The 20,390-nt window shown below is 40.3% G+C and carries 16 protein-coding genes; 15 read left to right on the top strand and 1 reads right to left on the bottom strand.

Annotated elements, in window-relative coordinates; genetic code table 11:
- The first annotated feature begins 8 nt into the window (after positions 1-8).
- The 3 genes from spoIVB (at position 9) to ACHUFV_RS07160 (ending at position 3,377) form a co-directional block, all read left to right on the top strand.
- On the top strand, positions 9-1,298 hold the full coding sequence (gene spoIVB / locus ACHUFV_RS07170) for a SpoIVB peptidase (protein ID WP_394232903.1): 1,290 nt from the start codon (positions 9-11) through the stop codon (positions 1,296-1,298).
- Between the two features lie 418 nt (positions 1,299-1,716).
- Entirely contained in the window at positions 1,717-2,505 is a 789-nt protein-coding gene (gene spo0A / locus ACHUFV_RS07165; protein WP_394232902.1) for a sporulation transcription factor Spo0A, read from the top strand.
- 131 nt (positions 2,506-2,636) lie between these two features.
- Positions 2,637-3,377 (top strand): glycerophosphodiester phosphodiesterase, encoded by a 741-nt coding sequence (locus ACHUFV_RS07160; RefSeq protein WP_394232901.1) that lies wholly within the window; start codon positions 2,637-2,639, stop codon positions 3,375-3,377.
- 67 nt (positions 3,378-3,444) lie between these two features.
- Here the strand turns inward: ACHUFV_RS07160 and ACHUFV_RS07155 are convergent, their stop codons facing one another.
- On the bottom strand, positions 3,445-3,705 hold the full coding sequence (locus ACHUFV_RS07155; RefSeq protein ID WP_394232900.1) for a DUF2627 domain-containing protein: 261 nt from the start codon (positions 3,703-3,705) through the stop codon (positions 3,445-3,447).
- 151 nt (positions 3,706-3,856) lie between these two features.
- Between ACHUFV_RS07155 and ACHUFV_RS07150 the strand changes: the two genes are divergently transcribed.
- The 12 genes from ACHUFV_RS07150 to ACHUFV_RS07095 all read left to right on the top strand — a co-directional run bounded on the left by ACHUFV_RS07150 (position 3,857) and on the right by ACHUFV_RS07095 (position 20,254).
- Entirely contained in the window at positions 3,857-5,920 is a 2,064-nt protein-coding gene (locus ACHUFV_RS07150; RefSeq protein ID WP_394232899.1) for a sigma-54 interaction domain-containing protein, read from the top strand.
- 84 nt (positions 5,921-6,004) lie between these two features.
- The gene (locus ACHUFV_RS07145; RefSeq protein ID WP_394232898.1) at positions 6,005-7,138 is read left to right on the top strand and encodes a Glu/Leu/Phe/Val family dehydrogenase; all 1,134 of its coding nucleotides are present in this window, start codon (positions 6,005-6,007) and stop codon (positions 7,136-7,138) included.
- A gap of 104 nt (positions 7,139-7,242) precedes the next feature.
- The gene (gene buk, locus ACHUFV_RS07140) at positions 7,243-8,343 is read left to right on the top strand and encodes a butyrate kinase (protein WP_394232897.1); all 1,101 of its coding nucleotides are present in this window, start codon (positions 7,243-7,245) and stop codon (positions 8,341-8,343) included.
- Positions 8,344-8,356: 13 nt separating this feature from the next.
- Positions 8,357-9,778 carry a dihydrolipoyl dehydrogenase gene (gene lpdA / locus ACHUFV_RS07135; RefSeq protein ID WP_394232896.1) on the top strand — a complete coding sequence of 474 codons (1,422 nt, stop codon included), beginning with the start codon at positions 8,357-8,359 and terminating at the stop codon, positions 9,776-9,778.
- Between the two features lie 63 nt (positions 9,779-9,841).
- Positions 9,842-10,837, top strand: coding sequence for a thiamine pyrophosphate-dependent dehydrogenase E1 component subunit alpha (locus tag ACHUFV_RS07130; RefSeq protein ID WP_394232895.1), 996 nt, complete (start codon positions 9,842-9,844; stop codon positions 10,835-10,837).
- 11 nt (positions 10,838-10,848) lie between these two features.
- Positions 10,849-11,832, top strand: a complete 984-nt coding sequence (locus ACHUFV_RS07125; RefSeq protein WP_394232894.1) for an alpha-ketoacid dehydrogenase subunit beta — start codon at positions 10,849-10,851, stop codon at positions 11,830-11,832.
- Between the two features lie 19 nt (positions 11,833-11,851).
- Positions 11,852-13,153 (top strand): dihydrolipoamide acetyltransferase family protein, encoded by a 1,302-nt coding sequence (locus ACHUFV_RS07120; protein WP_394232893.1) that lies wholly within the window; start codon positions 11,852-11,854, stop codon positions 13,151-13,153.
- 188 nt (positions 13,154-13,341) lie between these two features.
- Positions 13,342-15,195 (top strand): methylmalonyl-CoA mutase family protein, encoded by a 1,854-nt coding sequence (locus tag ACHUFV_RS07115; protein ID WP_394232892.1) that lies wholly within the window; start codon positions 13,342-13,344, stop codon positions 15,193-15,195.
- Between the two features lie 3 nt (positions 15,196-15,198).
- Positions 15,199-17,391, top strand: a complete 2,193-nt coding sequence (gene scpA / locus ACHUFV_RS07110) for a methylmalonyl-CoA mutase (protein ID WP_394232891.1) — start codon at positions 15,199-15,201, stop codon at positions 17,389-17,391.
- The gene (meaB, locus tag ACHUFV_RS07105; protein ID WP_394232890.1) at positions 17,392-18,516 is read left to right on the top strand and encodes a methylmalonyl Co-A mutase-associated GTPase MeaB; all 1,125 of its coding nucleotides are present in this window, start codon (positions 17,392-17,394) and stop codon (positions 18,514-18,516) included.
- A 270-nt stretch (positions 18,517-18,786) separates the two neighbouring features.
- Positions 18,787-19,224 (top strand): BrxA/BrxB family bacilliredoxin, encoded by a 438-nt coding sequence (locus ACHUFV_RS07100; protein ID WP_394232889.1) that lies wholly within the window; start codon positions 18,787-18,789, stop codon positions 19,222-19,224.
- A gap of 241 nt (positions 19,225-19,465) precedes the next feature.
- Positions 19,466-20,254 carry a transporter substrate-binding domain-containing protein gene (locus tag ACHUFV_RS07095; protein WP_394232888.1) on the top strand — a complete coding sequence of 263 codons (789 nt, stop codon included), beginning with the start codon at positions 19,466-19,468 and terminating at the stop codon, positions 20,252-20,254.
- The last annotated feature ends 136 nt before the right edge of the window (positions 20,255-20,390 follow it).

Raw genomic sequence — 20,390 nt, 5'->3', positions numbered from 1 at the left:
TGAATGTTTTGAAGAAAGACTTCTATAGAAAACTAATTGGTGGAATTCTCCTTGTTTCATTAATTGCTATATGTTTTATGAAACCAGTTCAGGAATATCTTCATATTCCAAATCATATAACGCTTTTCGAAGGTCAAAAGCTTGATATGTCTAAGGCAGTTCCAGTATCAGCATCGTTATCCTCAGATAGTTCTATTGTTGCCCTGAGTCAAGATCATAAATCAGTCTCATTGCAGGCGAAAGAACAAGGGAAAAATGAAATGTTTTTAGAACTTGCTGGTTTTCCTGTAAAAAAAGTTGATGTCAATGTGCTTAAGGACTTTAAAGTAATTCCTGGCGGCCAGTCCATTGGAGTAAAATTGAATACTATTGGTGTCCTGGTTGTCGGACATCATCAAGTAACATCAGAGGAAGGAAAGGTTTCACCGGGTGAATCAGCCGGAATACAGGTAGGAGATATTATTACAGAAATTAATGGACAAAAAATAGAGAAAATGTCCGACGTAGCTCCGTTTGTTCAGGAGGCAGGGCAAAAACAGCAGCCGTTAAAGATCATGTTAACTAGAGAAAGCGGGAAGGTTGAAACTGAGTTAATGCCTCAAAAAGAAAAAGGGGAAGAAAATTATAAGCTTGGATTGTATATTCGGGATTCTGCTGCAGGTATCGGAACGATGACCTTTTATCATCCCCAGTCGAAAAAATATGGTGCATTAGGTCATGTAATCTCCGATATGGATACAAAAAAACCCATTGTGGTTGATGATGGACAAATTGTCAAATCAACCGTCACATCGATTGAAAAAGGCAGCAATGGAAATCCTGGTGAAAAATTAGCACGCTTTTCTTCTGATAAAGAAGTGATTGGTAATATCAAACGGAACAGTCCATATGGAATTTTTGGTGAATTAAACCGTGATATTAAGAATGGAATTATGGATGAACCGCTTCCGATTGCTTTGTCGCACCAAGTAAAAGAGGGACCAGCACAAATTTTAACAGTTGTTGATGATGATGAAGTAAAATTGTTTGATATTGAAATTGTCAGTACCATTCCACAAAAATTTCCGGCAACAAAGGGAATGGTCATCAAGGTAACTGACCCAGAATTACTTGGAAAGACAGGTGGAATCGTTCAAGGAATGAGCGGTAGTCCAATTATACAAGATGGTAAATTAATTGGAGCAGTCACCCATGTATTTGTCAACGATCCAACCTCAGGCTATGGAGTCCATCTGGAGTGGATGTTGAATGAGGCAGGAATCGATATATACGAAAAGCCGCAGGAAAAGGCTTCGTAACAAAAAAAGTGGAAGCGCCTTGATCAGCCCCGACAAGCATAAGACGCTCCTGAATAGAAGGCGTTTTTTGCCTTCAATTCAGGAGTGGCTTATGACCTCGAGGGGCTAGGCGCTGGAGCTAGATTAAACAAAAAAGGCGGGTTTTTCCCGCCTTTTTATCATAATATAAAGATTTTTCGACAAACTTATTTAGTTATATCGCATTAAGTCGAAAACAAGAGAAAATCAAAGAAAAATAATGATTTTAATGATTTATTTAGAAAAAATCAAAAATGAAAAGGATTTTTGGTTGCATTGTCGAATTTCTCATTTAGAATAGAAATATATACTATAAACATGATGCTTTCGAACAATGACGTTTTTCTTGCACGTTTTATATTAAATATGAGAAATTCAGGGAATGAGGAGGAAACAAGTAGTGAAAAAGATAAAAGTATGTGTTGTTGATGATAATCGTGAATTAGTCAATTTGTTAGAGGAATTTATCGATTCACAAGAAGATATGGAAGTTGCAGGTGTTGCCCACAATGGCCAGGATTGTCTTGAAATGCTTGAAAATGTAAATCCAGACGTTCTTGTCCTTGATATTATTATGCCGCATTTAGATGGGCTTGCTGTGCTTGGAAGATTACGTGAGCTGAATTTACAGCCTGCACCAAATGTCATCATGCTGACAGCCTTTGGGCAGGAAGATGTGACGAAAAAAGCGGTAGAATTAGGTGCTTCTTATTTCATTTTAAAGCCGTTTGATATGGAGCATTTAGCAAGCCATATTCGTCAAGTAAGCGGAAAATCAACATCTGTGTTAAGAAAACCGGCAGGCGGCTATCGTGCACAAACAGAATCTAAGCCTAAAAATTTGGATGCAAGCATTACTAGTATTATTCATGAAATTGGCGTACCAGCACACATTAAAGGTTATATGTACTTAAGGGAAGCTATTTCAATGGTTTATAATGATATTGAGTTACTAGGTTCCATTACTAAAGTGTTATACCCAGATATTGCGAAGAAATACAATACAACAGCAAGCAGGGTTGAACGTGCGATTCGCCATGCCATTGAAGTAGCTTGGAGCAGAGGCAATATTGAATCCATCTCTTCATTATTCGGTTATACCGTCTCCATGACAAAGGCAAAACCGACTAATAGTGAATTTATCGCGATGGTTGCTGATAAATTACGCCTTGAACATAGAGCTTCTTGAAAGAGTTTGAATAATAATTAAAAAAAGGTCTGATTTCATTTTATCCGGATATATATACAATACCGGAATAAATGAAATCAGACCTTTTATTAAGGGATGGTAATAGCAAAGGCCTTATTGGAGGGAATAAAATGACCTTAATTTTTGCACATAGAGGTTATTCAAAACTGTATCCAGAAAATACAATGCGGGCTTTTAGAGAAGCAGAAAAGGCAGGTGCTGATGGAATTGAACTTGACGTCCAATTATCAAAGGATGGAGAGGTCGTTGTAATACATGATGAAAGTGTTGACCGGACAACCAACGGCAAGGGGTATGTGAAGAATTTAACTTATAGTGATTTAAAAAGTCTAAATGCTGGCTATGCGTTGAAAACCAATCTTAGGAAGGAACCTATTCCTTCATTGCGTGACGTTTTAAAATGGTTAACCGGAAACAGCATGATTTGCAATATTGAACTGAAAAACGGAATCTTCCCGTATGAGGGAATGGAGCAAAAGGTAATTGAACTTGTTCGTGAGTACAATCTAACGGAACGAATCATCCTATCCTCCTTTAACCATTATAGTATTGTCAATTGCTATCGTATGGCACCAGAAATAGAGACGGCTCCGCTCATGGGACAAGTAGTGTATATGCCATGGATATATGCAGAGTCGATTCGTGCAAAAGGGATTCATCCAAAGTATAAAACACTTAAAGATAAAGTGGTGAAAGAATCAGAAGAAAATGGAATCGCGGTAAGACCTTATACGGTCAACAAGGAAAAGGATATGGCTCATCTTATCGAATTAGGCTGCTCAGCTATTATTACAGATGATCCAGACAGAGCCCTTCGGGTCAGAGACAGAATAGAGAAGAAACCAAAATAGTTCATAAACAAGAGACCATTGCAAAAAGGCGCAGCTTCTGGCATGCTACGCCCTTTAGGATGGTCTTTTATTTCATATTTTCATCTTTTTTATTTTCTGTTTGAAAACGGGACTGTACTTTATTTCTCTTTCGATCCCGATGCAGGATAAATCCAGCGATAAACCAAAGCCCGACAATAAACATCAATAATCCAATGAGAAATTGAAGCCATAAAAAAGGAAAAGGAGAATGCAGGATACTAAAAACCATGTCTCGCATTAGTTTCACGCCGATTGCGGCAATTACTCCAGGAATTAACAATATCACGAGTGCTACGATTCTGTTCATAAGAAATAATCCCTTCATTCATTTGTATATAAAAATGATAATTCATTGAGGGCAATTGTCAAGAACTATGGTAACATTAAAATGTGAATATGAAAGAATTTTCATAAATATAAATTAAGTGAGAAATAAATTGCATAGAAAGGGAGTATTTATGCAAACAGTCATGATAGTGGGAGCTGGCAGGGGTGGTATGGCCATTCTGCAAATTATTCAAGAATCTGCTGCACTCATGATAGAGGCAGTCATTGATGTAAATCCGGAAGCTCCAGGGATAAAATGGGCCCGTCAAAAGGGGCTGCGAATAGATTGTGATTGGCAGCAATATAAGGACAAAAAAATAGATATGATAATTGAAGTAACAGGTAAATATGAAGTTTTTAGCGAGCTGCGAAGTGTGTTCGGTAAAGAAACGGTATTAATACCGGGTAGTGTAGCTTTTTTACTTGTTAAGCTATTTAAGGATAAAGAAAGGCTTATTAAGAGAATTCAAAAGGAAACTTATAAGTATAATCTTATTTTCAATTCAACAAATGATGGCATGATTGTGATTGATCAGGAGGAAAATGTCATACTCCTTAATAAAAGCGCTGAGAATATGATGGGAACAACAAAGCAAGATGCGGTTGGAAAACACATCAGTAAAGTAATTCCATCAAGCCTCCTGCCCAGGGTGATGCGGACAAGAAAGGTTGAGAATAATCAAGAGTTGCGATTAGAAAATGGCTTGAAGATTATTTCAACAAGGATACCCATAATTGATGAACATGGGATATTGATAGGGGCAGTTGCTGTCTTTAAAGAAATTACGGAAGCGGTACACTTGGCTGAGCAAATTACGGATCTTAAAGAATTTCAAACAAAGCTGGAAGCGATTTTTCATTCGAGCAATGAAGCGATATCTGTGGTGGACGAGCATGGGATTGGGATGATGATAAATCCTGCCTATTCAAGAATTACCGGATTAATGGAAGAGCAGGTTATCGGGAAGCCGGCAACAACTGATATTGCCGAAGGGGAAAGTGTGCATATGAAGGTGCTGAAAACCCGGCGCGAGGTACGGGGCGTTCCGATGAGGGTAGGTCCTAATAAAAGAGAGGTAATTGTAAATGGTGCTCCAATTATTGTTGATGGGAAGTTAAAGGGCAGTGTTGGTGTTATTCATGATGTCTCAGAGATTCAGAATTTAAATAGGGAACTGCATCGGGCGAGACAAATTATTAGAAAGCTGGAAGCGAAGTATTCGTTTGAGGACATTGTTGGTAGCTCCGACATTATGAAGATTGCATTTGAACAAGCAAAGCTGGCTGCAAAAACACCTGCAACCATATTGCTGCGCGGAGAGTCGGGGACAGGTAAGGAGTTGTTTGCTCATGCCATCCATAATGCAAGTGACCGTAAATATAATAAGTTCATTCGTGTTAATTGTGCTGCGTTAAATGAATCACTGCTTGAAAGTGAGCTATTTGGATATGAAGCTGGAGCCTTTACAGGTGCAAAACGTGGCGGGAAAAGAGGCCTTTTTGAAGAAGCGGATAATGGTAGTATCTTTTTAGATGAAATTGGTGAATTATCGATTAGTACACAAGTGAAACTATTAAGAGTACTCCAGGAAAATGAAATTATCAGGGTCGGTGGAACAAAGCCCATTTCCTTAAATGTCCGTGTAATCGCTGCAACAAATGTCAATTTAGAGAAAGCAATGGTAAATGGAGAGTTTCGTGAGGATTTATTTTATCGATTAAACCAAATGCCGATTCATATTCCTGCATTAAGAATGCGTAAAGAGGATATTGAGCTACTAAGTTCCCGATTAATCGAAAAAATAAACCAGGAATATGGTCGAAATATCGAGGGGCTGACTGACCAGGCATTAACAAGGATAAAGAATTATGATTGGCCGGGAAATGTCCGTGAGCTGGATAATATTTTGCGAAGAGCGATCATTTTTATGAGTTACAATGAAACGCTTATTGATGTTGATCATTTGCTGGATTTTCATAATAGAGTGCCGCAGAAAGAAAACAGTGTCGAGGATTTCATGTTAGAGGGAACGTTAACGGAAATGGTAGAGGATTTTGAAAGGTCAATTATTACCAAGACGCTTAAAAAAAATGCAGGAAATAAGACTATGACTGCTAAGGATCTTGGTTTATCGATTAGGAATTTATATTACAAGCTTGATAAATATAAAATTGCAAGTACCAGCATGCAATAATTTTCATGGGTATGCAATTAATTTCATAGCTATAAATAAAAAAATGGCATGCTGTTGCTGTTTTTTTATTGGCACGATTCTTGCATGAATAATCATATCATACACCTTGAGGTGATCAGCTTGGATTTATTCGAACGGTTAGAAAGGTATGATTATGAGCAGCTTGTTTTTTGCCAGGACAGTTCTTCAGGGTTAAAGGCTATTATAGCCATTCATGATACCACCTTAGGACCAGCATTAGGCGGTGCTCGCATGTGGACCTATACGTCAGAAGCGGACGCAATTGAGGATGCGCTTAGATTGGCCCGCGGTATGACGTATAAAAATGCGGCGGCTGGTTTAAATCTAGGCGGAGGGAAAACAGTCATTATTGGCGATCCGCGTAAAGATAAAAGTGAAGCTTTATTTCGTGCATTTGGGCGCTATGTTCAAAGCTTAAATGGCAGATATATAACAGCAGAGGATGTAGGAACAACTGTTGCCGATATGGATATTATCTATGAAGAAACCAATTATGTAACAGGGATATCTCCTGAATTCGGTTCCTCTGGTAACCCATCTCCAATTACAGCATATGGCGTTTATCGGGGAATGAAGGCAGCGGCAAAGGAAGCCTTTGGCACTGATTCTCTTGAGGGAAAGGTTGTAGCTGTTCAAGGTGTTGGCAATGTCGCGTTTGCTCTTTGCCGTCATCTGTATGAAGAAGGGGCAAAGCTTTTTGTTACAGATATAAATAAGGAGGCAGTACAAAGAGCTATACAAGAGTTTCATGCAGCTGCAGTAGATCCGGATGATATTTATTCTGTGGATTGTGATATTTATTCTCCATGTGCGCTCGGAGCAACAATAAATGATTTGACCATACCAAAGCTGAAGGCAAAGGTGATTGCCGGCTCTGCAAATAATCAATTAAAAGAAGCAAGGCATGGAGATTTGCTTCATGAAAAAGGAATCATCTATGCACCTGACTATGTAATTAATGCAGGCGGGGTTATTAATGTCGCTGATGAGCTGTATGGATACAATCGAGATCGAGCTATGAGAAAGGTGGAGACGACGATTTATCACAATGTTGAAAATGTGATTGCGATTTCGAAGCGTGACCGGATTCCAACCTATAAAGCGGCAGATAGGATGGCTGAAGAAAGAATGAATGCTATTAGACATTCGCGAACGCAATTTCTGCAAAATGGTAAGCATTTACTAAGCAGGCGATAAGAAAAGCGCTAGTACCACAAAGTGAGGGACAGATGTTTAGCTTCTATCCCTCCTAGCGATACATATCGATGGGTAAGAAATTCAATCATTTGGAGGTGGGTAACTTGCGGGAACATAAACATCGTATTCTAATTATAAATCCAGGTTCAACCTGCACAAAAATCGCTGTATTTGAAAATGAGATTTCAATTTGGGAGAAGAGTATCAAGCATGAAATTGAAGCAACGGAGTCCTATTCAAATATTATCAAGCAATTTGATAGTCGAAAAAATAGTATCCTTCAAACCCTCGATAAGGATGGAATCAATCTTTCAAGGCTTGAAGCTGTATGCGCTCGAGGCGGACTCCTTCGTCCTATTGAGGGGGGAACCTATGAGGTAAACGAAAGGATGCTTGCTGATCTGAAACAAGGTTATTCCGGAGAGCACGCCTCTAACCTTGGCGGGTTACTTGCTTTTGATATTGCTGCAGGGCTAAATATTCCTGCCTATATTGTCGATCCGGTCGTAGTAGATGAGTTAGATGACATTGCAAGAGTTTCAGGGCTGCCGATGATTGAACGGAAAAGCATCTTTCATGCATTAAATCATAAAGCAGTAGCACACCGTGTGGCGAAGGAATTAGACAGTCACTATGAAGACATTAATTTAATTGTAGCCCATATGGGCGGCGGAATCACGATTGGAGCACATAGACACGGAAGAGTTATTGATGTGAATAATGGTCTGCTAGGTGAAGGACCCTTTTGTCCTGAACGTGCCGGAGCGGTTCCCGTCGGTGATATTGTAGATTTATGTTTTTCAGGTAAATTTACCAAGGAAGAAATAATGAAGCTGCTTGTTGGTAAAGGTGGATTTATTGGATATCTGGGAACAAATGACCTAGATGCAATAGAGGAGAGAATTGCAATGGGCGATAAAAAAGCTGGTTTAATCTACTCTGCGATGGCCTATCAAATTGCGAAGGATATTGGTGCGGCAAGTGTTGTTTTGGCTGGGCGTGTGAATGGAATTATCTTAACCGGTGAATTAGCTTCGAAAAAGAATTTTGTCAGGGAAATAAGTGATCGTGTTTGTTGGATTGCAGATGTATATGTGCAGCCTGGTGAAAATGAACTGCTTTCATTAGCTGAGGGAGCATTGAGGGTTTTACGGGGAGAAGAAAAGGCAAAAGAATATTTGGGGAAATGCTTATTAAAGAGGTAAAGGGGGTCATTCCTTGGCAAAGGAATATGACATTGTAATACTCGGCGGAGGACCCGGGGGATATGTTGCAGCTATCCGTGCAGCGCAACTTGGTTTTAAAACGGCGATTGTAGAAAGCAAAAAACTTGGAGGGACTTGTCTTCATCAAGGCTGTATTCCTACCAAAGCGTTATTAAGAAGTGCTGAGGTTTATCGCACGGCTAAACGCAGTGAAGAGTTTGGTGTAATGACAAATGAAGTGACCTTGAATCTTGCTAAAGCTCAGGAGCGTAAAGAGCGGATCGTTTCCCAGCTGTATAACGGGGTACAGCATTTGATGAAAAAAGGGAAGATTGATGTCTTTGAGGGTAAAGGGCGAATTTTAGGACCGTCTATTTTCTCTCCATTGCCTGGCACCATTTCAGTTGAAATGAATAATGGCGAAGAAAATGAAATTCTAATTCCGAAAAATGTAATTGTTGCAACTGGATCAAGACCAAAAGCGCTGCCTGGTTTAGAAGTAAACGGTCAGAATGTTATAGCATCTGATGAAGCATTAAAAATGGAAACATTACCTAAATCGATTCTAATTATTGGCGGCGGTGTAATTGGTGTTGAATGGGCATCCATGCTGTCAGATTTTGAAGTTGATGTAACAATTTTGGAGTATGCAGATTGCATTATTCCTACTGAAGATAAAGAGATCTCAAAAGAAATGCAGCGTTTAATGAAAAAAAGAGGTATTAAAGTCGTAACAGCTGCAAAAGTCCTTCCAGAGACATTGCAAAAAGGCGATAAAATCGTGGTTTCAGCTGAGGTAAAAGGGGAAATCAAAGAATTTTCAGCGGATAAGCTGCTGATTTCGGTTGGGAGACAGGCAAACATTGAGGGAATTGGTTTGGAAAACACAGACATTCTGATTGAAAATGGCTTCATTAGGACAAATGAGTATTATCAAACAAAAGAATCACATATATACGCAATTGGCGATTGTATTGGCGGTATTCAGCTTGCACATGTTGCTTCACATGAAGGAATTACAGCAGTTGAGCATATAGCAAACAACGAACCACAGCCGCTTAATTATTCGCTGATCCCGTCTTGCATTTACAGTCATCCTGAAGCAGCAAAGGTAGGTTTAACAGAAGAAGAAGCAAGAAATAAAGGGTATCAAATAAAAACAGGCAAGTTTGCTTTTCGCGCGATTGGAAAGGCGTTGGTTTTTGGCGATGTCGATGGATTTGTCAAAATGATTGTTGATGATGCTACCAATGATGTTCTTGGGGTTCATATGATTGGACCGCATGTTACGGATTTAATATCAGAAGCAGGATTGGCGAAGGTTCTTGATGCTACACCTTGGGAAATAGCACAAACCATTCATCCGCATCCGAGCCTGTCAGAAGCTATCGGTGAAGCAGCATTGGTTGTAGAAGGAAAGGCAATCCATGGGTAAAAAGAGCTTACAATCATGTCGGAAATAACGTGATTCTTAATTATAGATTCAGGAGGTTTTTTTATGGTGGAAAACCGTCATAGATCATTAGGTTTGAGTGATGAAACCGTATTGGAAATGTATGAGACAATGCTGCTTGCTCGAAAAATTGATGAACGGATGTGGCTGTTAAATAGAGCGGGGAAAATTCCCTTTGTTATATCCTGTCAAGGGCAGGAAGCAGCTCAGGTAGGTGCTTCATTTGCACTTAACCGAAAGCAGGATTATGTTCTGCCTTATTACCGAGATGTAGGGGTTGTCCTTGCATTCGGAATGACTGCGAAAGAAATCATGCTGTCAGGGTTTGCCAAAGCGGAGGACCCAAACTCTGGCGGGCGGCAGATGCCTGGTCATTTCGGACAGCGAAAAAATAGAATTGTCACAGGCTCATCGCCTGTCACAACACAGGTTCCCCATGCAGTGGGAATCGCTCTTGCAGCAAGAATGTCCGGAGAAAATGTAGTCTCTCTCGTTACATTCGGCGAAGGTTCTTCAAACCAAGGTGACTTCCATGAAGGCGCTAATTTTGCTGCTGTACACAAGCTGCCTGTTATTTTTATGTGTGAAAATAATAAATATGCCATTTCGGTCCCGATAAGTAAGCAGCTCGCCTGTGAAAAGGTATCTGACCGGGCGATTGGTTACGGTATGCCTGGATATACCATTGACGGTAACGATCCGCTTGCCGTATATGAAGCAGTAAAGATAGCGGCGGATAGAGGAAGAAAAGGTGAGGGTCCTACCCTTATTGAAACCATTTGTTACCGACTTACACCACACTCTTCAGATGATGATGACCGGAGCTATCGTGCCCAGGAGGAAGTAGAAGAAGCGAAAGCAAAGGATCCACTTTCTGCCTTTTTAAGCTATCTTAAGGCTGTTGGAGTAATGGATGAGAAGAGGGAAAAGGAATTAAATGACCGTGTAACATTACTTGTAAACGAGGCAACGGACTATGCTGAACAAGCGCCATATGCTGACCCTGAACAAGTATTTGATTACGTATATGCGAGAGGATAAGGGGGAGAAAGATGGCAATTATCTCTTATATTGAAGCTGTTACAATGGCTATTCGGGAAGAAATGGAGAGAGACTCAAGGGTATTTGTTTTAGGGGAAGATGTTGGGAAAAAGGGCGGCGTTTTTAAAGCAACGCAAGGCTTGTATGAGCAATTTGGCGAACAAAGAGTCATGGATACGCCATTAGCGGAATCCGCTATTGCTGGGGTAGGCATCGGAGCTGCTATGTATGGCATGAGGCCGATTGCCGAAATGCAATTTGCTGATTTTATCATGCCTGCGGTTAATCAGATTATTTCAGAAGCAGCAAGAATCCGCTATCGATCAAATAATGACTGGAGCTGTCCTATTGTCATTCGTGCTCCATACGGAGGAGGTGTACACGGTGCCTTGTATCATTCCCAATCAGTAGAAGCTGTTTTTGCTAATCAGCCTGGATTGAAAATTGTGATGCCCTCAACTCCCTATGATGTAAAAGGACTGCTTAAAGCAGCTATACGAGACGAAGATCCCGTATTGTTTTTTGAGCATAAGCGGGCATACCGGTTAATTAAAGGAGAAGTACCTGAAGATGATTATGTTCTTCCGATTGGAAAGGCAGATGTGAAGCGGGAGGGGGAGGATATTACCGTTATCACCTATGGACTTTGTGTTCATTTTGCACTCCAAGCGGCAGAGAATTTAGCGAAGGACGGGATATCAACACATATTTTGGATTTACGGACCGTTTACCCACTTGATCAAGAGGCGATTATAGAGGCCGCTTCAAAAACAGGGAAGGTCCTGCTTGTTACAGAGGATAACAAGGAAGGCAGTATCATTAGCGAGGTTTCAGCTATTATTGCCGAGCATTGTTTATTTGAATTAGATGCGCCTATTAAAAGACTAGCCGCGCCTAATGTGCCTGCGGTTGCATATGCACCACCAATGGAGAAGCATTTTATGATCAACCCGGAGAAATTAGAAAAAGCAATGCGTGAGCTTGCAGCCTTTTAAAGAGAGAGGAGGGGACAAAGTGACAATTGAAAAAATTATCATGCCTCAATTAGGTGAGAGTGTGACGGAAGGTACGCTTTCCAAATGGCTTATTTCTGTCGGTGACAAGGTAAAGAAATATGATCCACTTGCAGAAATAATGACAGATAAGGTCAATGCTGAAATTCCATCTTCTTTTACAGGCATAATAAAGGAATTAATGGCAGATGAGGGTGAGACATTACCTGTCGGCACGACTATTTGTGTCATTGAAACCGTAACAGAGTCAGTCCTTGAAGAGAGCGAAAGTACCTCTGAAGAACAGAAAAGAGTAGAGCAGAAGGTAAGCTTTTATCATGAAGGTAGAAAAGAAAAAGAACCTGCAGGAAAACTCCGTTATTCACCAGCTGTTTTAAAGCTTTCACAAGAGTATGGTATTGATTTAAAACAAGTAAAGGGAACCGGTTCAGAAGGGCGGATAACACGGAAGGATCTTTTAAAATTAGTGAACGAAGGTCAGAAAGACCAAGATGAGACCGATCGGACAGAGTCTCTGGTAACACCTTCCTCTGTAGCAGTGGTTACAGAAGCTACAAAAGAAAACTCAGTGCAAAAGAATAGTAAGGTTACTGCTGTGCCAGGTGATATTGAAATCCCGCTTTCTGGTTTAAGAAAGACTATTGCTGCAAATATGGTAAAGAGCAAGCATGAAATTCCTCACGCCTGGATGATGGTTGAGGCAGATGTTACAAATCTGGTTGAATACCGGAATGAAGTAAAAACAGAGTTCTATCAAAAAGAAGGCTTTAATTTAACCTTTTTTGCCTTTATTGTCAAAGCAGTTGCCCAAGGATTAAAGGAATTCCCGCAAATGAATGCCATGTGGGCGGGAGATAAAATTATTCGAAAAAAAGAGATTAATCTTTCGATTGCAGTTGCTACCGAGGACGCTCTTTTTGTACCCGTCATAAAGCATGCAGATGAAAAAACGATAAAAGGGATTGCCCGAGAAATTTCCGTACTAGCTGATAAAGTCCGCAGCGGCACGACTAAGGTTGAGGATTTTCAAGGTGGAACGTTTACAGTAAATAATACGGGTTCAATTGGTTCTGTTCAATCGATGGGAATTATTAATTATCCGCAGGCAGCAATCCTGCAGGTTGAATCCATTATAAAACGTCCGGTTGTCATGAACCAAAATATGATAGCAGTTCGAGATATGATGAATCTATGTCTCTCGCTTGACCATCGAATACTTGATGGATTTATTTGCGGAAAATTCATGAACAGAGTAAAAGAAATCCTTGAAAACACAACAAAAGATAATACTCCAATATATTAATAAAGAAAAAACCGATACGCTGCTATAACTAGCAGCGTTTTTTCTATTGATTCCACATGTTTCCAAAATAGTGATTGTGTGATTTACATTTGTATAATAAAATAATGAATGAATAGAAAAACAATTTCTAATTTTATAACTTTTTTCTATAGTTAGGGGGGAAGGCTGCTGACTTTTGGCGGCGTGAGATGAGTCTAAAAGAGATGATGGATTATTCATTTTCACAGCAAACAACTGAAGTATGGAAGAAAAAGGCTGAAGAAACACTAAAAGGGAAAAGTATAGACTCTTTATCGAGAGAAACATATGAAAACATCAGATTAAAGCCTCTATATACAAAAGAGGATGTGAAGAAAACGGCGCTTTCGCAATTTCCTGGCTGCGAAGATTTCCGACGTGGAAGCAGTGCGCTAGGGTATATTGGAGAATCCTGGAAGATTGCCCAGCGTATTGATACAGAAAAGCCGGAAGACTTCAAAGTACGATTAAATTCAGGTATTGAAAAAGGGCAGACTGCGATTGCATTTGCACCATCTGTTTCGATTGTAAAGGAATTACCAGAGCTTCTTACAAATTATTATCAATCCTATTCGTTAAGCATCAATGGTGCTCATTTCCAACATGAAATCATTTACGGAATAGCTTCTTTACGAAATTCTGAGAAGATAAGCGGATATGTAGGAAAAGACCCTGTTTCACTCTATGCGAAACAAGGCGGTGAAAAAGAAAATTTGCAATCTGTTTACGATCGTTTAGTTGAGACGATCCAAACAGCTTCATCGGCATGCCCTCAGTTGAAAACGCTTTTAGTAGATACAGCTGTGTATCATAATGGAGGCGCCAATGCAGTTCAAGAGCTGGCTATTGCCCTTTCGACTGCTGTCCATCATATAGAGCAGCTGAGATCAAGAGGCATGGACGTAAAAGATATACTTAGTAAACTAGTATTTCATTTTTCAATAGGAAGTAATTTCTTTATGGAAATTGCTAAGCTGCGAGCAGCACGAGCTTTATGGAGCAAAATTGTCGAAGCCTATCAGGCTTCACCAGAAGCTGAGGGACAAATGGTCATATCAGCTGAAACATCATGGTTTACAAAAACAGCATATGATCCTTATGTGAATTTATTACGATCAAGCAATGAGGCATTTGCTGCAGTACTTGGCGGCATTCAATACCTGCATGTGAGCCCCTATAATGAGCCTGAGGGAGAAGCAACACCGTTCTCAGACCGAATTGCGCGTAATACTCAGCTGATTTTAAAGGATGAAGCGCACTTAAGTACGGTTGTGGATCCGGCAGGTGGCTCTTGGTATGTTGAATCCTTAACGAATCAATTAATTGAACAGGCATGGCCTCTATTCCTTGAAATAGATGAAAAGGGCGGTATCCTTCAAGCATTACAAACAAACTGGATACAGAAGGAAATCCAGCATATAGCTGTAAAGCGGCAAAAGGATATCTTTACACGTAAACAATCAATTGTTGGGACAAATAAATATGCTAATTTAGAGGACACGCCGTTAAATGTCGATTTTTCCTGCCATGAAGCAAAAAATCAATCAGCTGTAAGTCCCATTAAAGCTGCACGTTTATCAACGCCATATGAAAAGCTCCGTAAACGAGCTGAAAAGTTAACAAAAGAAAAAACAGCACCTGCTATTGGATTAATCTGCCTTGGTCAGCTGAAAAATCATAAGGCTCGGGCCGACTTTATTAGTGGATTTTTTGCTCCTGGAGGAATTAAAACACTAAGAAGCCAGGCAATGGAAGGAAGCAATGATGCAATAAGCTTTGTTACCGAAACAAATCTCAGAGACTATGTCCTTTGTGGATCGGATCTTGACTATAAGACTGTTGGTTTAGAAATCGTACAAGCCATTAAAGCCAGCTTCCCCCAAATCAGGCTTTATGTAGCCGGACTCCTGGATGAAGCGGACCAAAAGGCTTTACTCGATAAAGGAATCTCTCATTTTATTCATGTAAAAAGTAACAGCTATGAAATAGCTTCATCCTTTTTAGATGAAATGGAGGTGGAGTAATCAATGACACAAAAACCGGATTTTACCAAGATTTCATTCAATACTACGAAAACAGTTTCAGAGGTGGATTGGAAACAGAAGGCAGAAACTGAAATTTCCGCTTCGATTGATGATTTGCTTTTTGAAACCAATGAACATATCAGCACAAAACCGATATATACAGAAAAGGACCTAGCAGATGCCAAGCATCTAGAAGATAGACCAGGACTTCCACCTTATACTAGAGGACCGTATCCAACCATGTATGTCAATAGACCATGGACGGTTCGCCAGTATGCCGGCTTTTCAACTGCAGAGGAAAGCAATGCTTTCTACCGCCGGAATTTAGCCATGGGTCAAAAAGGTCTATCCGTTGCCTTTGACCTTGCAACACATCGGGGTTATGACTCAGATCATGCACGTGTTGTGGGGGATGTCGGAAAGGCGGGTGTAGCCATTGATTCAATCGTTGATATGAAGACACTGTTTGACGGAATTCCATTAGATCAAATGTCTGTATCAATGACGATGAATGGGGCAGTGCTGCCGATTATGGCTTTTTATATCGTAACAGCTGAGGAGCAGGGAGTTTCTCAGGAAAAGTTATCCGGTACCATTCAAAATGATATTTTAAAAGAATACATGGTTCGTAATACGTATATTTACCCACCGGAAATGTCCATGCGGATCATTGCCGATATTTTCGAATATACATCAAAGTACATGCCTAAATTTAATAGCATAAGTATCTCCGGTTATCATATGCAGGAAGCCGGGGCACCTGCCGATATTGAACTAGCCTATACACTTGCTGACGGACTTGAATACGTGAGAACCGGATTAAAGGCTGGTATTGGTATTGATTCCTTTGCACCAAGACTATCATTCTTCTGGGCAATTGGTATGAATTATTTTATGGAAGTCGCAAAAATGCGGGCAGCCCGTCGTATTTGGGCAAAAATGATGCAGTCGTTTGAACCAGGTAATAGTAAATCACTTGCATTACGTACACATTCACAGACATCAGGCTGGAGTTTAACTGAACAGGACCCATTTAATAATGTGATTCGTACATTGATTGAAGCCCATGCAGCTGCAATGGGGCACACCCAGTCGCTGCATACAAATGCACTCGATGAAGCAATTGCCCTGCCGACAGACTTCTCGGCACGAATTGCTCGTAATACACAGCTTTACTTACAAGAAGAAACAGGCATCACGAATGTTATTGATCCTTGGGGCGGCTCTTATTATGTTGAAGCATTAACAGAACAATTAATGAAGCGAGCTTGGGAGCATATCGAGGAGATTGAGAACCTTGGCGGAATGGCAAAAGCAATTGAAACAGGTCTGCCGAAAATGCGTATTGAAGAAGCAGCTGCAAGAAGACAAGCTCAAATTGATTCAGGAAAAGAAACAATAGTAGGAGTTAATAAATACCGTCTGGAAAAAGAAGAACCAATTGAGATACTCGAGGTTGATAATACAGCTGTTCGGTTAAAGCAAATTGAAAAATTAACTCAATTAAAAGCGACACGTGATGAAGAAAAAGTACAGCTAGCACTAGCTGCAATTGAAAGAGCCTGTGAAGAAAATGAAGGAAATCTCTTGGAACTTGCCGTACAAGCTGCACGCGTAAGGGCAACCTTAGGAGAAATTTCCTCAGCAATTGAAAAAGTATCCGGACGTCATAAAGCTACTATCCGCTCTATAAGCGGTGTATACAGTTCCGCCTTTTCAAACGAAGAAGAAATTGATGCGGTGAAGAAGATGACCGACGAATTTCTTGAAAATGAAGGCCGCCGCCCGCGGATATTAATTGCTAAGATGGGTCAGGATGGTCACGACCGCGGAGCAAAGGTGATAGCAACGGCTTTTGCCGATTTAGGCTTTGACGTTGATATCGGTCCGTTATTCCAAACGCCTGAAGAAACAGCGCTGCAGGCTGTTGAAAACGATGTCCATGCAATTGGCATGAGTTCCCTTGCGGCAGGTCATAAAACCTTGCTTCCGCAGCTTGTAGCTGAATTAAAGAAACTTGGACGGGAAGATATCGTTGTGGTTGTTGGAGGAGTTATTCCAGCACAAGACTATGAATACTTATATGAACATGGAGCTTCAGCTATTTTTGGACCAGGAACGGTTATTCCGGTTTCTGCCCAGAAGGTAATCCGAGCAATTTATGAAAAACTCGGCTACGAGGAAGTGAAAGCATAAATGTCTGAAGATAAAAGGCCCGAATGGACGAATCAAGATGAGCCCGATAAATTTTCAACGTATATTCGGAAAGGAGTAGAAACTACTCCTCAAGAAGGCCTTGTTAAAAACAGGACGTTTCGAAAAAAGAAAGTCGCTGATGAAATTACTTGTGAGCAGTTAGCGGAAGGAATACTGAATGGTGACCGTACGATGCTTGCCCGCTCCATTACATTAATTGAGAGTAACGCAGAACACCACTTTCAGAAGGCTCAAACGCTTCTTCAGCAGCTTTTGCCCAATACCGGAAAGGCCATCCGCATTGGGATCACAGGAGTACCTGGTGCTGGGAAAAGTACGTTTATTGAAGCCTTTGGCATGTTTCTATGTAATCTCGGGTTAAAGGTCGCCGTTCTTGCCGTGGACCCAAGCTCAAGCAGAAGCGGCGGCAGCATTCTTGGTGATAAAACACGTATGGAGCAGCTATCCCGTAATCCAAGGGCGTTTATCCGCCCTTCCCCATCGGCGGGGAAGCTTGGCGGTGTTCACCGCAAAACAAGAGAAACAATGCTGCTATGTGAGGCATTTGGCTTTGATGTGATCTTAATTGAGACAGTTGGTGTCGGTCAAAGTGAAGTAATTGTCCGAGATATGGTTGATTTTTTCATGTTAATTGTATTAACGGGTGCAGGCGACGAATTACAAGGAATGAAAAAAGGGATCATGGAGCTTGCTGATGCAATTGTTGTCAATAAAGCAGATGGGGAAAATAAAACATCAGCATTAAAGACAAAAAAGGAATATAATCAGATTTTACATTTTCTCCAGCCGGCAACAAAAGGCTGGGAAACAAAAGCCTACACATGCTCTGCCTTAATGGAAGAGGGCGTTAAGGAGATTTGGGATGTTATTAATGATTTTCAATCAACAACGGAGCAGTCAGGGGTGTTTGCTGATCGAAGAAGATTGCAAACGATAGAATGGATGAAAAGTATGATTATCGACCAGCTCCAAAACAGCTTTTTTCATAATCCAGCAATTAGAGAAATGCTTCCAATGGTTGAAAACCAGGTAATCTCAGGTAATAAAACAGTCACATCCGCTGTGGAAGAATTATTTGAACAATTTTATAAATCGTTAACATAGGCTGTGTTAAAGTACTATGTTCATTTTATTAGCACGTTGATTGCAGTGGAAGGTACGAAGACTCCTGCAGGAGAAGCGAAACAGTCGAGACCCCACAGACACGAAGTGTCGAGGAGGCTCGGCGGTCGCCTGCGGAAAGCGAAGTGCCTGGAACGGAAATCAACAACCATGTTTAAGTGGGTTGTAACAAAAAAGCGTCTCATTTGTACTAAACTTAATCATATTGTTATGATGTAATTATAACAAATATGAAAAATAAGGAGAGTTCAAATGAATATTGATTTTAATCTGTTTATGAACGATCATGTTCGCCAAGCGCGGCAGGAAATTGTCGCAGCGGGCTATACTGAATTAAAGACGCCTGAAGAGGTGGAAGAGGCATTTGCCAAAAATGGAACAACCTTAGTCATGATTAATTCCGTTTGTGGCTGTGCGGGGGGGATTGCTCGCCCGGTTGCGGCACACGCTATTCATTACGATAAGCGACCAGATCAATTAGTAACTGTTTTTGCTGGACAGGATAAAGATGCGACTGAAAAGGCACGTTCCTATTTTACTGGATATCCGCCATCCTCACCGTCTTTTGCTCTTTTAAAGGATGGGAAAATCCAAACAATGGTTGAACGTCATGAAATCGAAGGACATGAGCCAGCTGCTGTTATGCAAAAGCTGCAGGATGCATTTGATAAGTATTGTGAGGAATTCTAAATAAGAGACTGTAATTGATTTGAGGGGGACATGTGGGGTTATCATCATGTGCCTCTCTTTTTTCATTAATAACGTTTATAATTTTAGAATATTATATTAAAATAAATTTTAGTTGCATAAGTGAGATTATGTGTTAAAATTCATTTATGTGAATAATTATTAGTTAATGTTATTTAGATAGAATACACAATAAAAGGCTAATAATATAAATAAGTTGAAGAAAAAAGAGGAGGAAATAAAGTTGAAGAAAATTATCTCAATGTTAGTAATGAGCATGTTGATTATCGGAATTCTTGCTGCCTGCGGGGGCGCTAAAGAGGAGTCAGCCAATGAAGGCGTCAATAAAGATTCAGATGCAAAGGTATTAAAAATGGCTACATCTGCTGATTATGCACCGTTTGAATATATCGATACGGCAAAAGGTGAAGATATTATCGGTCTAGATATTGATATTGCAAAAGCGATTACTGAAAAGCTAGGCTATGAGTTAGAAATTCAGGATATGGATTTTGGAGGTCTTATTTCTTCATTACAAAATGGACAAGCTGATTTTGTAATGGCTGCCATGTCTGCTACGGATGAGCGTAAGGAAAGTGTTGATTTTAGTGATACGTACTATACTTCAAAGCATGTTATTGTTTCAAAAAAGGGCAGCGGCATTAAAAGTGTCGATCAACTAAAAGGTAAAAAGGTTGGCGCTCAATTAGGGTCTATTCAAGAGGAAAAAGCGAAGGAGCTTGCTGAAAGTACAGGCTTTTCATACGAAAGCCGTAACAGAGTACCAGAGCTTATTCAAGAGATTCTTGCAGGGCGTTTAGATGCAGCAATCATTGAAGATACTGTTGCTAAAGGATATTTAGAAGAAGCTAAGGATGTTGAAGGCACTACAATCGAAGATGCTGATGGTGGATATGCCATTGCTTTCCCTAAGGATAGCGAGTTAAAAGAAGAATTTAATACAGAATTAAAGAAAATGATAGAAAACGGCGAAGTAGATAAAATCGTTAAGAAGTGGTTTGACGCAGAGTAATAAGTATAAAGTAAAAAACGTTCAGAAGAGAATCGTTTTCTGAACGTTTTTTATGTATTTTCTAGTTAACTTCATTCAGCAGAAGTCCTCCATCTCTAAAAGTGGGGGATGAATGCAAAAAGCACTCCGATTCAGT

Origin of the sequence: Niallia oryzisoli (genome assembly GCF_043641075.1) — a bacterium.
In the GTDB taxonomy this organism is placed as follows: Bacteria; Bacillota; Bacilli; order Bacillales; family Cytobacillaceae; genus Bacillus_BD; species Bacillus_BD oryzisoli_A.
This window is presented reverse-complemented; position numbering and strand designations above follow the sequence as displayed.

Excerpts from the sequence above, each read along its gene's own strand:
- scpA (WP_394232891.1), top strand. The coding sequence starts at position 15,199 with ATGACACAAAAACCGGATTTTACCAAGATTTCATTCAATACTACGAAA.
- ACHUFV_RS07100 (WP_394232889.1), top strand. The coding sequence starts at position 18,787 with ATGAATATTGATTTTAATCTGTTTATGAACGATCATGTTCGCCAAGCG.
- ACHUFV_RS07160 (WP_394232901.1), top strand. The coding sequence starts at position 2,637 with ATGACCTTAATTTTTGCACATAGAGGTTATTCAAAACTGTATCCAGAA.
- ACHUFV_RS07145 (WP_394232898.1), top strand. The coding sequence starts at position 6,005 with ATGAATAATCATATCATACACCTTGAGGTGATCAGCTTGGATTTATTC.
- meaB (WP_394232890.1), top strand. The coding sequence starts at position 17,392 with ATGTCTGAAGATAAAAGGCCCGAATGGACGAATCAAGATGAGCCCGAT.
- ACHUFV_RS07155 (WP_394232900.1), bottom strand. The coding sequence starts at position 3,705 with ATGAACAGAATCGTAGCACTCGTGATATTGTTAATTCCTGGAGTAATT.
- ACHUFV_RS07130 (WP_394232895.1), top strand. The coding sequence starts at position 9,842 with ATGGTGGAAAACCGTCATAGATCATTAGGTTTGAGTGATGAAACCGTA.
- ACHUFV_RS07115 (WP_394232892.1), top strand. The coding sequence starts at position 13,342 with ATGAGTCTAAAAGAGATGATGGATTATTCATTTTCACAGCAAACAACT.
- ACHUFV_RS07125 (WP_394232894.1), top strand. The coding sequence starts at position 10,849 with ATGGCAATTATCTCTTATATTGAAGCTGTTACAATGGCTATTCGGGAA.
- ACHUFV_RS07150 (WP_394232899.1), top strand. The coding sequence starts at position 3,857 with ATGCAAACAGTCATGATAGTGGGAGCTGGCAGGGGTGGTATGGCCATT.